This is a genomic window from Mycobacterium uberis (genome assembly GCF_003408705.1).
GTDB classification, from domain to species: Bacteria; Actinomycetota; Actinomycetes; order Mycobacteriales; family Mycobacteriaceae; genus Mycobacterium; species Mycobacterium uberis.
The window spans coordinates 1-15,828 of the sequence record NZ_QAYL01000051.1 but is presented as its reverse complement, the minus strand read 5'-3'; the positions used below and the strand labels follow the sequence as shown (position 1 = coordinate 15,828).

Sequence of the window (15,828 nt, the reverse complement as noted above, 5' to 3'; positions counted from 1 at the left end):
GATTCACCCCCGAACACCCAGCCAGCGGCTTGACATCGTCATTGAGAATCCCTCCATTTACTTTGGGGTAAACTAAATTAGTCGGCCAGGGTTACATGGGACGGAGTGAATCAGAACCGCGCCACAACCAGGTTGAGCTGATCGCGCAGGCGATGCCGAACGCTGCGTTGAGGAAAGCAACCACCAATGCGGCCGTCGTAGTGATGGCCCCGCCGAGAAAGCGCCAGCGGCGAATCCAGCAACGCCGCAAACTGCGAAGACGAAGCTGGTCGGTTGAGCGAACTTTTAGTGACGGCACCGGTTCGCGCTTCTTCACCGGACTCAACTGAGGCGCCACTAGGGTGGCGAACACCCGTCCGTCTAGGTTGCAGCCGCGGGCCGCCAAGAGCGCCGATGGCGAAAACCACGGGCAGTAACGCGGTTGTCAGCGGACTGACTACCGAGACGATCAGGGCGGTCTGCAGAACTGCGGTCGTAAACCAGGCAGCAAATTGCGGTCCGCGAACATCGACTCCATCCACTCCGATGGAAGTGTTGATCGTCACTGTGCTATTCTTAACTACTTCATAGAATCTCCTGTTGCGCGGAAAAATGCGGGGTCTGTCGTGGTAGGCTTCAAGTGAGGGTGCAGAAGGACGTGACTACTCAACAGCAACAACCTGCGATGTGACACAGTGGGTTATCGACTGCCCGACGCTTGGTGAGCATGGGTTCGAAGTGAGTTAGCACATCAGCTACCTTGAACCAGTAACTATGGTGATCACGTCAGCAATGGTTCGAGTGCGGACTTTAGGTCAGTGGCCTTGGGGACTCCCGAGGCTCGGTATCGTTGCTGTCTATCGGCATCGAAAATCAATGTGGTAGGCAGCGAGAGCACTGAAAATCGGCACGCAGCGGCGGGATTAGTGTCCAAATTGATCTCTATGTGGGCTACATTGGGCAGGTCTTCGCAGATCTGGTCGACCACGCGACGTACACGATCACACGGTTTGCACCACGGTGCGCTGAAATGCACGATAGTTGGTCCTGTATGCGACAGGGCCAGGTCTGCAGTGTCCACGCCAGCGCACAGACTTTGCTCGGAATGAATTTCGCGAACGTTTCCCGAACGCCGAGCCAGCAACCATCCGGCAAGGACTATAAACACACCCACAGCTATGGTCGCCATCATGACGGTCATCATGAGCGCGGCCCCATCTCATCGCTGGGCTCTGCATCGTCGCTGGTTGCTGTCATGATTGCTTAAACCCGTCGAGGGTGATCGTTACTCCCTGTGTGATGCCTTCGATGATTACATCCGAGCCACGTGCTCCCTCGCTGGTTGGCGCCACTCCGAACGGAAGCCTCTGGTCGGGGATCCTGGCGCTGAAGGCACCTAGCACGGCGTCACGTTTGTCATCCGGGACGGATTGGTTGGCGGTGTCGGGTCCGGTCACGATACCTGTGGGGGTAAACACCAGCGTTGCTTGGTCTTCAGAGGCGATGGAGAGGTCCACCAGGACACTGACCCGGTGGTCGAAGTTAGCAGATTTAGGGGTGCCGTTGAATACCAACCCATGGCCGCTGGAAATCCCGGATTCGGTGGTACCTCCGGTGGCGTCGTTAGTTTCCCGGTGTGGTGCCTCGACCATGAGGTCGCTGATGCCTAGGTACCGGCCCAGGTGCATCGAGTCGATGATGATGCGGCTTTCTAGTATGTCTACTGGGAGTTTCGCATTGGGCTTGATCAGCCAGGACGCGTAGGTCAGGTCGATCGAGTACATGGTGGCTTCAAGGGAGGCTTTGCCGATCATCGCGTGGTCGACAGCGTTGGCCTTTATTTCTAACTCGGTGTAGTGGTCCCGCATCGCCTGCGGGATGAACGGAAACGCCAGGATGGCAACAAACGGGTCCGACCCGAGATTTGCTGCGTTGCGCACGTTGACTGACAGGCGATATTCAGCGTAGATGCTGGTTCCGTAATCGACGCCGAGGGCACCGACAACAATCACTGCCACAGTGATCACCGCTGCTATCACATCGGTTCGCACCTTGCGCATCCGTATATTGTGGCGTAGCTATAATATTTATGCTGTATCTGAACTAGGCTGCGTCTGAACCACCTCCCTCCGACAGTCAGTATGACGACTCATTTAACGCCTTGTTGCCGGGCCAAAGATTTAGATGGCACGTTATCGTTAATGGGCTTAACCGCAAACGGTGCATGTCGATATCGATTTGGGAAGTGTCTTTCCCACGGCGCTGGAAGGGGGTTGGAGCTACTACTGCTGACCTCAGAACTGCATCTCGACCCGGTGTTGTCGTGGTTGTTGCTGCTTTATGCCGTGCAGACGGCACAAGCAGGACCGTCCTCGTTGCTTGAAGTTGGAGCCGCGGATGCCGCGCTCGTTGATCCGCGCCGCGGTTTGTCGTCCACACGCGGTCTGTGCTGCTTGCTTAGCAGTCGGCTTTCATCTGAGCGGTGGTGCGTGCAGGCGGGCTGGTGGCGGTCAGCCGCCAATTGGGTGCTGGACGAGATCCTCTTACCTAGTACCAGGCCACGTGGGGATCGACACCAGCTACGGCTGATTGTTGGCTGCCGCGGTGGGTGATCTGACCATGAGAGCGTGGGGAAGGTTTGAGCCTGGGCGAGCGGGTCATCGATGCGATGCATGCACCTCCCTCGCGCAACTACGGGGCCGGCCGCTTGACCTCATGTACAAAGAGTGCGAGGTGCTGAAGTACTTGACGCAGCACGCTGGCAGGGTGTTAATTCGTGAGCGGCTGTTACACGAGGTGTGGGAGCGTGACTTTTTTTTGACGGGGCCCAGACCGTCGATGTACACGTGTGTCAACTGCGGGCACAACTTGGGCTCGAACACGAAGTGCTGATCGGCATTGTACGTAACGTGGGTTGCAAGGCGGTCCGGTCGACGCGTGGCCGCGTGCTGATTGCGAAGCCTGACGATTTCGATGACCCACTGGCCGACCCGTTACGTAGTCAGCGTCAATGCTTGAATGGCGCTTCGCGCTGACCGCCGATGAGCAGCAGCGAGTGCGCGAAATTGCTGCGTTGGCAACCGAATTCGATGGGATAGCACCCGTCGGGGAACAGGTGCTGCGGGAACTTGGCTACGACCGCACCGGGCACCTGCTGGTTACGGATTCGGGGTCAAGTGCACCGATCATTGGTTATCTCCATCTCAGCCCGCCACGCAATGCAGGCGTCCCGATGGCGGAGTTGGTAGTGCACCCACGGAACCGCCGTCGCGGTGTTGGCGCCGCAATGGGACGCGCGGCGCTGGCAAAGACCACGGGGCATACGCGGTTTTGGGCGCACGGAACGCTAGCATCAGCCCGGGCAACTGCGTCCGCGCTAGGTTTAGTACCGGTGCGTGAACTGGTCCAGATGCAACGCTCGCTGCGATACGCCCCCGACCCAGTGATCCTCGATCAGCGGGGGGTGCGGGTGCGGACCTACGCGGGGACGGGCGATGATGCTGAGTTGTTGCGGGTCAACAACGCCGCGTTCGCCGAGCATCCGGAACAGGGCGGCTGGACTGAAATCCAGTTGGCGGAGCGACGCCGTGAACCGTGGTTCGACCCGGCGGGCTTGTTCTTGGCTTTTGGTGACTCCTCAAGCGACCAGCCGGGCAGGCTATTGGGCTTCCATTGGACCAAAGTGCATCCCGGTCATCCGGGCCTAGGTGAGGTCTACGTCCTAGGTGTCGATCCGTCCGCTCAGGGCCGTGGTTTGGGGCAGATGTTGACATCGATCGGCATCGCTTCGCTGGCGCGGCGGCTTACTGGATGCTCGGCCGAACCCACGGTGATACTTTATACGGAATCGGATAACGTTGCTGCGGCGCGGACCTACCAGCGACTAGGCTTCACCACTTGCAGTGTAGATACTGCCTATGCACTGCCCCGGATCAATGACTGAGCGAAAGCCCATGCGGCATTCACAAGGGTTGTTCACCCCAGTACCGATGTTTCTGGGTGCCCACGGCGCATACTTTCGGGTGACCGGGTAACTTCACGCTCGGCCCAGCGGCGCGGGTGTGCGTCGGAAATGCGCTGAGAAAGCGAGATCGGTGAGCCGCTATAGGGTGCGCAGGGCGTTGGCGATGTTGTTGACCACGACAGTCACTGCCGGGGTGTTGTCTGCGTGCGGTAGTGATGACAATCGTAGCCATGATGCGGTAACGATCATTTCTGGGAAATCGGCTGACACAGCGGCTTGTGGTGGCAAAAAGGCGGTGACGGCTGAGGGGTCGACTGCTCAACAGAACGCGATTGCATTGTTTAACCAGACCTGGGGGAAGTTGTGCCCCGACAAGAATATGTCATACAACCCGACCGGGTCGGGTGTCGGCCGTGAGCAATTCATTGCCGGCCGTGTCGACTTCGCTGGATCGGACTCGCCGCTGCTCGCGGATCAACTCGCCCCGGCCGCCAAACGCTGTAAAGGAAACCCCGCGTGGGACCTGCCACTGGTCTTCGGGGCGGTTGCGTTGGTCTACAATTTGCCAGGCGTTCAGACGTTGATCGTCAATAGTGACGCTTTGGCCAAAATCTTCAGTGGCGTGATTACGACATGGGATGATAGCATACTGGCAGCACTAAATCCAGGTGTTGTCCTGCCAAATCTGAGGATCATGCCAATTTATCGAGTGGATTCATCGGGAACCACCGATAACTTGCAGAAGTATTTGACGGCTGATGCACCACAGAGCTGGGCCAAAGGGGTTGGTGCCGAGTTTCAGGGTGGTGTTGGCAAAGGGGTGCAGAAGTCGGCTGGTGTAATCCAGGCGGTGCAGATCACACCAGGTGCCTTTGGTTATGTCGAGAAGGGCTTCGCCGATAGGGCCGGATTACCGTTCGCCCAGATTGATACCGGCAGTGGCGGTGTGCCGCTTACCGATGACACGGTACGCAACGGCATTAACGAGGCCAACTTCGTGTCCGTCGGCAACGACCTCGTACTAGATCTGAACGCGATGTACAGCACCGTACAGCCGAATGCCTACCCGCTGGTGTTAGTCACTTATGAGATCGTTTGCTCGAAGGGTTACGACCCAGACACGTTTGAGGCAATTAAGTCGTTCCTTACTGTGGCCGCCAATGACGGTCAGGCCGACCTTCCGGCAGTCGGCTATGTTCCGATGCCCGATACAATCAAGAAGCGACTGGTCAGTGCGATCAACGCAATGCGGTAACAAATCGCACCCTGTGCAATGTCCTGGAGCGGGGACAACAGACGGTTTAAGGGCGACGACACAACTAACAGGGATGGGATAACGGTGACAATGCTAACCCCCGTCGATGCAGGCTCGGGTGTGATGGTCGCCATGCCGTTCCCAAGCCGCCGATCTCGCCTAATAAACCCGTGGGGGTCGACGCGGTCGAGCCTGGAAGACCCGATATTTCGCAGGCTATAGGAGGGCTCCGGGGTCCGGGTCGTGGCAGGCAATCAACTTTGATATTTTCAGAGCGTTCATGCAGTCACCGCCCGGTATAATGTGTGACTAAACTTTGGCCGACACTGGCAGCAATCTGGTTCTTACGGATCGGCTGTGGGGCGCCGTGCTCACTCTAGTCCTGATCATCGTTGTGCTTAATATCGGGGCCGGAGTCATCGCGAAAATATTAGCCCTTAAGCAGTCGTAGGCAGGAGCACCAAGTGGCCAAGAGATTGGACCTCAAAGGCGTCAACATCTATTACGGGTCTTTTCAAGCAGTTTCGGATGTGTCGCTGGCGGTACTGCCCAGAAGTGTGACGGCGTTCATTGGAGCTTCGGGCTGCGGCAAGACGACGGTGCTTCGCGCCTTAAATCGGATGCATGAAGTCGTCCCCGGCGCCAGGGTTGAGGGCGCCGTGTTGCTCGACGATGAAGACATCTATGCCTCGGGTATCGATCCCGTCGGTGTGCGTCGGGCAATTGGGATGGTGTTCCAGCGGCCCAACCCGTTCCCTGCCATGTCAATTCGCGACAACGTGGTGGCCGGTCTAAAGCTGCAGGGCGTACGCAATCGCAAAGTGCTCGATGATACCGTCGAGTACTCACTGCGCGGCGCGAACCTGTGGGATGAGGTCAAGGACCGATTGGATAAGTCCGGCGGTGGACTGTCCGGGGGGCAGCAGCAACGGCTGTGCATCGCTCGGGCCATCGCCGTGCAACCAGATGTTTTGCTCATGGATGAGCCGTGCTCCTCGCTCGATCCCATTTCGACAATGGCCATCGAAGACTTGATCGGTGAGTTGAAACAGGAGTACACCATCGTCATCGTTACCCATAATATGCAGCAGGCCGCGCGGGTGAGCGATCAGACTGCGTTCTTCAACCTGGAAGCCGTAGGAAAACCCGGCAGGCTGGTGGAGATCGATGACACCGAGAAAATCTTTTCCAATCCGACTCAGAAAGCCACCGAGGACTACATTTCCGGTCGCTTCGGTTAAATCATCATAAAATCGTTCGCCAAACCGCTTAGTGTGTGTTTGGTGCCGTGTCGTCTTCCGGAAGACTGCCGGTTGCCTGGAAGATGACTCGCCGTGCCACTTCGACAGCGTGGTCGGCAAAACGCTCATAGAACCGGCCCAGTAACGTCACGTCGACGGCGGCTGCTACACCATGTTTCCATTCGCGGTCCATCAACACCGAAAACAAATGCCGGTGCAGGTCATCCATCGCATCGTCTTCTTCGCGGATCCGGGCGGCTTTCTCTGGGTCGCGAGACAACACCACCTCTTGTGCACCATTGCCTAATTCGACTGCGACTCGCCCCATTTCGGCGAAATATCCATTGACTTCTTCGGGCAACACGTGCTGAGGATGGCGTCGGCGGGCAATTTTAGCAACATGTAGGGCCAACGCACCCATCCGATCAATGTCGGCCACCATTTGGATGGCGCTCACGATTGCTCTGAGGTCACCGGCCACCGGCGCTTGTAAGGCCAGCAGTACGAAAGCGCTCTCTTCGGCGCGAGCACTGCGGTTCGCGATTTTTTCGTGGTCGGTGATCACTTGTTCTGCCAGCGTTAGATCGGCTTGCAGCAACGCTTGGGTGGCCCGCTCCATGGCAATCCCGGCTAACCCGCACATTTCGCCGAGCCGCTCGGATAACTCTGAGAGTTGCTCATGATAGGCGGTTCGCATGGGGTAAAGCCTACGTTCTCGAGATGAGAAACGGCGGCGAAGCAACGCCTAGGCGGTTATCCGCAGGTAATGTCGGTCGCGTTGGTCACGGTCAGGTCCTCGGGCAGCCTGGTTGGCGGGCTGTTGGAGTTGCGGTCTATCTGCACGGTGACCGATGTGCCGCTGGGTGGGGGAGTGCTCACAGCGTTGAAGTCTGGGCCGAGGACCACGCGAACTATTTGGCCAATGCCGGTAACTCGCTGGACTTTTGAATTGGGGAACGCCGACGCCATGGTAGCCGCGGCCTGCTTATTGCCGGGCGAAAAGAACACCGTCGTGACCTTAAGCGAACTTGAGTAGTCGTCCGGCGTCATCACGTTGAAGCCGGCCTGCTCGAGTTCGTTGGCGGCGATGGCAGCCAGACCTGTTCGGGTGGTCGAATTAGACACTTGCACGGTGATGCTTTGCGGCGAGGTTGTCGTCACCTGCTCTCGCTTAACCTCTGGGGTAGGGCTGTCCGGTGTCGCTTTGTTGGAGGTGGGCGCGGTTGCCGGTGTCATTCCCAAACTCTGCGCATTCTGATCGTTTTCGAGAGGCAAGGGATCGTCTTTGACGATGGAATCGAAAAGCGCCCGCATGTCGGCAGTGCGTGGCGGTTCGTCGCCGTTAGCGTCTGTCACGCCGGTCGGCACGGTTACAAACGTGATGTGCTCGGCAGCCAGACCCTGTAACGACCTACCTAGCTGGACCAGGTCTTTGGTCTTCACATTGTCGACATAGCTATTGCCGATGAAAATGTTGGCGACGTTGTTGAGTTTATTCAAGTTGAATAATGTATCCGTCGAGATCATCGAACGTAGCAGTGACGACAAGAACAATTGCTGTCGTTTGATGCGGCCGTAGTCTCCATTGACTTCGGTGGCGACCTTACGGGCTCGCACATAGTTCAACGCGGTTACCCCGTTGAGAACTTGGCGTCCCGAATGGTCTAACAACGTGCCCAATTCATAGTCTTGTATCGGAGTTTTGCTGCACACTTCGACGCCACCTACTGCCTCAACCATCCGTGCAAATCCGACGAAATCAGTGGCGATGAACCGGTTTATACTCAAACCGGAAAGTTTCTGGATTTCCTTCACCAGACATTTCAGGCCACCGTAGGAGAACGTCGAGTTCAATTTAGTCTCTGTATAGACGACTCGGGGACCAAATTTTCCCTTTTTCTCGTTGTAGATAGGTCCGTACTTGCCGGTTTCGGGGTCCCAGACCTCGCACTGTATGGGGGTGATCGCCAGGTCGCGGGGGAACGAGATCACCACCACGCGTTTGCGGTTTGCCGGGATGTTGACCAGCATCACGGCGTCCGACCGGATGCCGTCGACGTCTTGGGTGTCGCCCGCGCCTATGTTAACGTTAGCTCCTGCACGCGAGTCCATACCGACGATGAGGAAGTTCTCGTCGCCGTACTGTCCACCTATGTCGACGATGTCGTGCGAGCCTGGGTCAAGTGCGTTGACAGTGTTGAAGCGGTTGTTTTTCGAGGTGTTCCACTGCCAAGCCGCGCCGGTCAGAGCCAGTGCCAGTACGGCAACTAGTGCCGACAGCGTGCGTCCGGCCAGCACTATCGGTCCGTGGCTGGACTTGGGTTGTTGCTCGCGGCTCGTAAGGGCCTCGAACGCTGAGGCTACGCCGCTTGGTACGGGTAGCACCTCGTGCGACGGGGTCGGTGTATGCACGTTGTCGTGCGGGTAGTGGGCCGCTTGGAGGTCGGGAATCTCTGAAACGAGTTCCAACGGGATGTCGATGACTTGAGTGTCTTGCTCGTTGTCGAGGTAACCGGGGGCACAGGCGAAGACGTCGGACGCGTCGGACGGCGCGATATCCGGGTCTTGGTTACGGGTTGCATAGGAATGACTGGACCGCTCAAGGGTGGGCGCACCAATTTTGGTGATTAAGTCGGCGACGGTTATTCGGCTGGCGGCGTGAGATCCGGTCGTTTCGGTGTTGACGGGCGATTCATTCGGCCATCGGCAGGCCACGTCATCATGCGCGGGTGCAGAGCTGCGTTGGCGCGGCGCGACGCTTAGCGATCGCAGCGTGTCGGGGGCAATGTGTTGATCTTCGTTGGCGGCGCCGGACACATATCGATAGTCACGAATGGTGTCATTTTCGCCGTTACTCACGTCCTACCGGCCTCCGAAACTCTGATGCGGACGTCATTAATGTCTGCGCAAAATGGTCAGTGCACCGCTGGCATGACAAGCACCACAACCCGCGCTACAACCGCCACTAAGGGGTAAATGGTACTGAGGTGTCGGCCGAAACACGATTTCGGCAGTGTTTCGAGTCAGCCACCCGATTCCATGACGTCGGCCCCGACCGGCACTGTGCAGTCGTCGGGGTCAATCAGCCAGCCGTCGGGCAACGCCACCTGGGCTGATGAACCTTGCCGACCCCGGGGTCCGGTCGCGGCGTCTGGGAACGAAACGGCGCCGTCCAACCGGTCCAGCAGGCAGTCAAGTTCATCGAGTGTTTTAACCAGTGCCAGTGTGCGCCGCAATTCAGATCCGACGGGAAAACCGTGCAGGTACCACGCGATGTGTTTGCGAATGTCGCGCATGCCCTTGTGTTCGCCGAAATAGGCGGCTAGCAGCCTGCCGTGTCGACGGACGATGTCGGCGACCTCACCGAGTGTGGGCGGTGTGGGTGCAGGCCTCCCAGTGAATGCGGCTGACAACTCGGCGAACAGCCATGGACGGCCCAGGCAGCCACGGCCGACGACAACACCATCACACCCGGTGGCGGCCATCATGGCCAGTGCGTCGCTGGCATCGTAGATGTCGCCGTTGCCGAGGACTGGGATCGTCCGGACCTGCCGTTTTAGATGGGCGATCTGTTCCCAATCGGCGGTGCCAGAATAGCGCTGCGCTGCGGTCCTGGCGTGCAGCGCGACCGCGGCGGCACCTTCAGTTTCTGCGATACGGCCGGCGTCCAGGTGCGTGTGGTGGGCGTTGTCGACGCCAATGCGGAACTTGACGGTCACCGGAATTTTGGCGCCTTCGGCGCCGTGCACAGCGGCAGCCACGATCTGGCCGAACAGCCGCCGCTTGAACGGCAGCGCCGCACCGCCGCCCCGTTTAGTCACCTTGGGTACCGGACAGCCGAAATTCATGTCGATGTGATCGGCTAGACCTTCGGTGGCGATCATCCGGGTCGCTGTGTAAGTGGTGTTCGGGTCGACAGTGTAAAGCTGTAATGAGCGCGGTGACTCATTCGCGGCGAATGTTAGCATGTGCATGGTTACCGGATGGCGCTCCACTAGTGCACGCGCGGTCACCATTTCACAGACGTAGAGCCCGCTGGCTGTGCCGAGTTTCGACTGTTCTAACTCACGACATAGGGTTCGGAATGCGACATTCGTCACACCGGCCATTGGAGCCAACACAACTGGGCTGGCAAGCTCGATCGAGCTGATGCGCAATGGTTACTACCGCCCGCTCATCTTCAGCGTGCCTTTGGTGGAGAGCACCTTGCGTGCGGTAATTTTCTCCGCCTTGCGGGCTTCGCGCTCAAGGTAGCGTTGCTTGGAGACTTCGAACTTGTCGCACGCAGCCTCAAGCTCCTTCAGGTGCGCGCCAATTTCGTCACGCAACCGTGCGCCCTCGCCACTGAAGTCTTCGCGCTCTAAAACCCGCCATTTTTTGAGCACCGGCATGATGACCTCGTCAAGGTGGATTCGAATGTCGTAGACGCCGCCGACGGCGATCATCACGGCCTTGCGCCGGAATTCAGGTACCAGGAATCCTGGCATCTTGAAGTTATGCAGGATCTTGTGCAGTGCCTTGATCGCAAGGTTAGGTGCGAGCTCGATGCTAGCTTCGCTGACGTCTCGGTAGAAGATCATGTGCAGGTTTTCGTCGCCCGATATTTTGGCGAGCAGCTGTTCTGCGATCGTCTCGTTGCAGGCCTTACCCGTGTTGCGGTGCGAGATGCGGGTAGCCAGCTCCTGGAATGTGACGTAGAGGATCGAGTCGAACAAGGTGTCGGCGAAGAGTCCGCCTTGATGATTCTGGCCCGGGCTGAAACCTCGATTGATCACCTCGATGCGTAGCTTCTCTAGCTCCACCGGATCGACCGCGCGGGTCACTACCAGGTAGTCGCGCAGAGCGATTCCGTGCCGGTTCTCCTCAGCGGTCCAGCGGTTGACCCACTGCCCCCACGCGCCGTCCAGGCCCATGGTCATCGCGATCTCGCGATGATACGACGGCAGGTTATCCTCGGTGACTAGGTTCTGCACCATCGCCACCTGGGCGACGTCGGAAAGCCGGCTCTGTTCGGGGTCCCAGTCCTGACCGCCGAGCGCGTAGAAACTTTTGCCTTCTGACCACGGGATGTAGTCGTGCGGATTCCAGTTCTTGTGCATGCGTTCATGCCGGTTAATGTACTTTTCGACGACCGGTTCGAGCTCGTGCAGCAGCTGTAGGTCGGTCAGCTCTGCTGACATGGACTCCTCCAGATCATCTGTATCTATTAGTTGCAGTTAACATATCTGTGTATCTCGGTAGCATCAAGTTTCCTTCCGGCGTGCCACGTTGTGGGTAACTAGTCGCGACGGTCTGCCGTCTCATCGTTCGCGTAATCTTTCGAATACTGGACTGCTGCGACGTTGAGGTTTGCAGGCGGGCAACCTCGGTCGTGCACTGGGGAATTAGCCGACTGTTCGGCTTCCCCAGTTCGTTCGGGAGTTAGATCTATGGGGTTATTATGTGTGGCAGCTGTATTGAGCAGTATCTAGACGCAAGTAGTCGATGAACTGTTTGTGTGTGACTTCATAGCTGTCCGTGTAGGAGAATGAGCAGGCCGCTCAGGTCCCCGATCAAGCTGGTGGCGATTAGCTTTTTGTTAAGATGGCATCGTTGATCCGGAATGCCTTGTGGTGCAGCAGCGTGGTGAAGTTGCGTAATCTATATCTGCACTGGACCGAGTAAACAAACACTGGCTCGACTGTCGGTGCTAATAGCAGTTACGTGCCCGCACACTGGGTCGTCGACCATTAGCGCGACAAATTATTTTTCGATGGCTTTTGAGGCGTCTTCGCCGAGATGAAGGTCGTTATCACCCACATGCAGATGTTGTCGTAAACCGTGGGCACGAATTCGTCACAGTCAGAGAAGCTTTCGTAGAAGTAGCGTTCGGTCAACGTGGCCTTACAGCATATCGTGCAGACGGTCAGTGTTGGTTCACTCTTGCTCGGTTTGGACTCGCTGACATGGTGGTAATTTCGGCGGCTGACGTGGCATGTCATGGGTGGGATCAATGCAGAACAGGGAGCCTTAGGCGGGTACCGAGGTCGAAGATCATTCGACCTTCTTTACGGGAATGTTGGCAGCGTTTGCTGTGGTTGTTGTATCCAATTTAGTGGTGTTGTTTTCTGCGGGTGACCACGTCCCGGTGACCGGCGTTGAGATGTGTGGTTTCATACCACGATCGAGGGCGTTGACGCTGTGGACCGTCGCTACTATGCGTTAAATCCCTATGTCTTCGTATTGGATGCGTATCATCTTACTGTATAAACATTTTGCATGTAGTCGAAAAGTTTTGCTGCGATCTGATCTGCGACCAGAAAGCCAGTTGTTTGATGAACGTGTCGCGTGGTGTCGGGTGTACGGTAAGAATATGTGTCTGGTGTCGGCTTCTTGGGAGAAATTTTAAATCTATTGGGGTCGCATATGTTGCAATGTGTTGGAGAACAATTTGGGTGGCACGTGTCGTACTCGATATGATTGAATTGTCTACGCCTTCTTGGACTTACTGTCGGTCTGTACGATCCACCGGCCTGTGAGTTGATGGGTTACCTAGTGGTCGCGCCGCGACCAATGGCTGCACAGGCGGTTTGGCAACGTTTTCTACATTGTTCTTTGCTTTGATGCCGCACCAAATTATAAGAAGCATCTGCGGGTTTGCGTCGGCTGGAGTCGTGCGACTGAGCGTGTGGCTTGCCCTGACGCACCGCTGGTGCGGACTACCTGTGCACAATTTGCTGCCTCAGGAAGAGCGGGATAATTCGATGCATTACTAGCACCATGGCGTAACGCCCCCGGCGGCTTGAGCCGCCGGGGGCGTTACGCCATGGTGGTGTTCATGCGTATGCAGTAGGTCGTTAGTGTGCTGCTTGGTGATCTCGTCATCCGCCGCTCCGGTTGGATTCGAGAGCCGGGTAGCTTTGAGGATTCGTCGACTGGCTTCAACCCACCTTCGGCGCGGTGATGATGTGGAATCCTAAGGCAGGCATGCTCTGCGTTAAAGACGGCGTCGATTACCAGCTGGCATACGTGTTTGTGTCCGGGCTGTAGAAATTATTGTGCTATCATTCCGGTGGGTGTGTACCATATGTGCTATACGCAGTTTCACCAGGTACTGGCAAGGCCAACGGTGCTGGTCTGCCAGTATATTCGGCGAGTTCGTTAACAGATATCTTGAGATTCGTTAGAGACCAAAGCACTTGTACGCAGATGGCGTCGGCCAACATTTGAAACATTTCAATGACCAAACTGGTCTGATCGTCCGTAATCGACCTTGGCTATTATCTGTATGCATGCAGATAATGACTTCGTCCCTAGTAGGCTTGCGACAGTCGCTAGACTGTCTATATTTTTGAATGTGTTTTGCGACTCGAAATGGTGAGTGCTATGATTCGTAACGCTCGTGATCGTTGATATTGCGCGACAAGCGTCGGGGGGAAGGCGATTATAGTAGCCGTTTAGTGGATATTGGATTCCGGCGAGATGTCGGTTTATGCTATATATTTCGAGCCGTTGGTGTATGTCGTTGGATTGGATGTCTATACGTGACTGGTCGATGGCCAAATTCCTTTTAACGAGAGTTCCGCCTTTAATTCGCAACGAATAGTCCAGGTCGTGATCCTCGCGGCCGGTCTTGATGCGCACGCGTACCGGCTACCGTGGCTGGCGGGCGCCGTGGTCTACGAGGTCGACATGCCAAAAGTGATCGTATTCAAGACGGTAACGCTGAGCGATCTCGGCTCCGAGCCGACTGTCGAGCGATGTAGTGTCGCCGTTGACTTGCGCGATGATTGGGCTACGGTGCTTCAAGCGGCGGGATTTGACTCGCGGGCTGCTATAGCGTGGGGCGTCGAAGGGTTGCTGTTTTACTTGTCGGACGCGGTCCAGAATTCCTTGTTAGATAACACCACCGCTTTGATGTGATCCCGACAGTCGGGTGGCTTTTGAATTCGTATCCGACACCGCTATTTTGGTGGACGAGCGGTAGCGTGCATATCATGACTAGATGAGTGAATTGGGCTTCGAAATCGATCTCAACGATCTAGTCATATTAAGGTCAACACAGCCACATTGTAGACTATTTGAGCCAGCACGGTTGATGAATTTCTTAATATCCGGTCTAGGACATGCATGCAGTTAATGACTTCAGTTACTCTGACTACGATATCACTAGGGCTTTCGTTGAAGTTATCTATAGCAGCTCTGTGCAAAATTTTAGTGGCGAAGGACAGTATCTTTCATACGACTAGTGAGCAATTCCTGAAACATTGTATGAGCTGGCGTATACAAATTCTGGTAAAATTGTACCAGTGGCATCCTTGTTGCACTTTAGGATAGGGTAACTGGGAGTCTAGAAGCTGTCGGTATCCATAAGGAAAAATGGTCCAGGTTGGACATGCGTTACCCGGCGTAGCATGGTAATTTAGACTGAGGTTTTAACGGAGCTCGTTCCATAATGAAAAATGAGCGATTTACCTGGATACGGCTCGCGGTAGATGGTGTCACCTTGCTCTCGGGCTTCAACGGACCGCTTTCGGCGGTCCGTTGAAGCCCGAGCAGTGGTTCCTCGATCCAGTTGCTTCACACAGCAAGGCATACATGCCGACGGGCACTCAGATCTCTAACACGTAGCGCAAGCTGATCCGTTCCATTTTCGAGAGTGATGAGATCTGTGCGCGAACGTTCAGCACCTGCATGGCAATCTCGCAGAAGGCCTCGAAGTTGGTGTAGGCACTCGTATGGACGACGATTGCTCGGGTATTCATTGATGTCGCAGCGGTGTTGTTGCGGTTGACATAACGGACGAAGCGTTCCGCAGGGGGCAGGGGTAACCATCCCCCAAGCTATGTATTTGAGCCTGACGTTCGATTAGCAACTTATTGGCGAGCAGGTGCTTCAGCTCCTGGCTGGATGACTCGATTAGAGACTCGGTTGCCGGACGACGGATCTTCATTCTGACTAGGGCAACGAATTCGGTCCAGTTGGCTCCATCGCCATTCATCTAGGGCAGGATAGCCAACTCTATGTAAGTCAGCCGTTCGTTGTGCCAGTGAATCCGACACCGCCGCAGGCCGCAGGTAAACAAATAGCTGCCCGACGTCAGCAGAGTGATCGCCGGCAGTGCCAACGTCGGGTAAACCGTGGTAATTGCGGGCTTCGGTGCCCCCACTAGGACTCGAACCTAGGACCTGCGGATTAAAAGTCCGTAGCTCTACCAACTGAGCTATAGGGGCGCGAAGATTCAGGATACTGCGTTCGGGAACTAAGTTCGTTTGAGGATTGAGCCTACGGTGGCCTAAGCTGACGGGGCTCCAACGGTAACTACGTTGCGAGTGCCCCGGAGAGATTCGGTTCTGGCCCCCTTCGTCTAGCGGCCTAGGACGCCGCCCTTTCAAGGCGGTAGCGCGGGT

Annotated in this window: 14 protein-coding genes, 1 tRNA gene and 1 pseudogene; 6 read left to right on the top strand and 10 right to left on the bottom strand. The window is 56.5% G+C overall.

Features of this window, described 5'->3' with window-relative positions; genetic code table 11:
- Positions 1–91: 91 nt before the first annotated feature.
- The 3 genes and pseudogenes from MUBE_RS14645 to lmeA all read right to left on the bottom strand — a co-directional run bounded on the left by MUBE_RS14645 (position 92) and on the right by lmeA (position 2,045).
- Positions 92–539, bottom strand: a pseudogene (locus MUBE_RS14645) (DUF4395 domain-containing protein).
- A 221-nt stretch (positions 540–760) separates the two neighbouring features.
- Entirely contained in the window at positions 761–1,183 is a 423-nt protein-coding gene (locus MUBE_RS14640; RefSeq protein WP_116541089.1) for a thioredoxin family protein, read from the bottom strand.
- Between the two features lie 49 nt (positions 1,184–1,232).
- The gene (gene lmeA, locus MUBE_RS14635) at positions 1,233–2,045 is read right to left on the bottom strand and encodes a mannan chain length control protein LmeA (RefSeq protein ID WP_116541088.1); all 813 of its coding nucleotides are present in this window, start codon (positions 2,043–2,045) and stop codon (positions 1,233–1,235) included.
- 207 nt (positions 2,046–2,252) lie between these two features.
- On the opposite strand from lmeA, the gene MUBE_RS20650 reads away from it, so the two are divergent.
- The 5 genes from MUBE_RS20650 (at position 2,253) to pstB (ending at position 6,439) form a co-directional block, all read left to right on the top strand.
- A complete protein-coding gene (locus MUBE_RS20650) occupies positions 2,253–2,591 on the top strand; it encodes a hypothetical protein (RefSeq protein ID WP_424399110.1) in 339 nt (112 codons plus the stop codon).
- 7 nt (positions 2,592–2,598) lie between these two features.
- Positions 2,599–2,871 (top strand): winged helix-turn-helix domain-containing protein, encoded by a 273-nt coding sequence (locus MUBE_RS20645; protein ID WP_424399112.1) that lies wholly within the window; start codon positions 2,599–2,601, stop codon positions 2,869–2,871.
- A gap of 118 nt (positions 2,872–2,989) precedes the next feature.
- Positions 2,990–3,922 carry a mycothiol synthase gene (mshD, locus tag MUBE_RS14625; protein ID WP_116541087.1) on the top strand — a complete coding sequence of 311 codons (933 nt, stop codon included), beginning with the start codon at positions 2,990–2,992 and terminating at the stop codon, positions 3,920–3,922.
- Between the two features lie 184 nt (positions 3,923–4,106).
- Positions 4,107–5,198 carry a phosphate ABC transporter substrate-binding protein PstS gene (gene pstS / locus MUBE_RS14620; protein WP_165849897.1) on the top strand — a complete coding sequence of 364 codons (1,092 nt, stop codon included), beginning with the start codon at positions 4,107–4,109 and terminating at the stop codon, positions 5,196–5,198.
- Positions 5,199–5,662: 464 nt separating this feature from the next.
- Positions 5,663–6,439, top strand: coding sequence for a phosphate ABC transporter ATP-binding protein PstB (gene pstB, locus MUBE_RS14615; protein ID WP_116541086.1), 777 nt, complete (start codon positions 5,663–5,665; stop codon positions 6,437–6,439).
- 28 nt (positions 6,440–6,467) lie between these two features.
- Here the strand turns inward: pstB and phoU are convergent, their stop codons facing one another.
- From phoU to MUBE_RS14595, 4 genes are all read right to left on the bottom strand, one after another.
- On the bottom strand, positions 6,468–7,136 hold the full coding sequence (gene phoU / locus MUBE_RS14610) for a phosphate signaling complex protein PhoU (RefSeq protein WP_116541085.1): 669 nt from the start codon (positions 7,134–7,136) through the stop codon (positions 6,468–6,470).
- A gap of 56 nt (positions 7,137–7,192) precedes the next feature.
- Positions 7,193–9,256, bottom strand: a complete 2,064-nt coding sequence (locus tag MUBE_RS14605; protein ID WP_424399111.1) for an LCP family protein — start codon at positions 9,254–9,256, stop codon at positions 7,193–7,195.
- A 206-nt stretch (positions 9,257–9,462) separates the two neighbouring features.
- A complete protein-coding gene (dusB, locus tag MUBE_RS14600) occupies positions 9,463–10,596 on the bottom strand; it encodes a tRNA dihydrouridine synthase DusB (RefSeq protein ID WP_116541083.1) in 1,134 nt (377 codons plus the stop codon).
- A gap of 6 nt (positions 10,597–10,602) precedes the next feature.
- Positions 10,603–11,619 (bottom strand): acyl-ACP desaturase, encoded by a 1,017-nt coding sequence (locus tag MUBE_RS14595; protein ID WP_116541082.1) that lies wholly within the window; start codon positions 11,617–11,619, stop codon positions 10,603–10,605.
- Positions 11,620–14,032: 2,413 nt separating this feature from the next.
- On the opposite strand from MUBE_RS14595, the gene MUBE_RS18710 reads away from it, so the two are divergent.
- The gene (locus tag MUBE_RS18710; protein ID WP_243633098.1) at positions 14,033–14,341 is read left to right on the top strand and encodes a class I SAM-dependent methyltransferase; all 309 of its coding nucleotides are present in this window, start codon (positions 14,033–14,035) and stop codon (positions 14,339–14,341) included.
- Positions 14,342–15,030: 689 nt separating this feature from the next.
- On the opposite strand, the gene MUBE_RS18705 is transcribed toward MUBE_RS18710, so the two are convergent.
- The 3 genes from MUBE_RS18705 to MUBE_RS14570 all read right to left on the bottom strand — a co-directional run bounded on the left by MUBE_RS18705 (position 15,031) and on the right by MUBE_RS14570 (position 15,651).
- Entirely contained in the window at positions 15,031–15,183 is a 153-nt protein-coding gene (locus MUBE_RS18705) for a TIGR04255 family protein (protein WP_243633097.1), read from the bottom strand.
- 236 nt (positions 15,184–15,419) lie between these two features.
- Complete coding sequence (locus MUBE_RS16170) at positions 15,420–15,587, bottom strand: hypothetical protein (protein WP_165849896.1); 168 nt, start codon at positions 15,585–15,587, stop codon at positions 15,420–15,422.
- Positions 15,579–15,651, bottom strand: a tRNA-Lys gene (locus MUBE_RS14570). Before MUBE_RS14570 ends, MUBE_RS16170 begins: the two co-directional genes overlap by 9 nt.
- Positions 15,652–15,828: the final 177 nt, after the last annotated feature.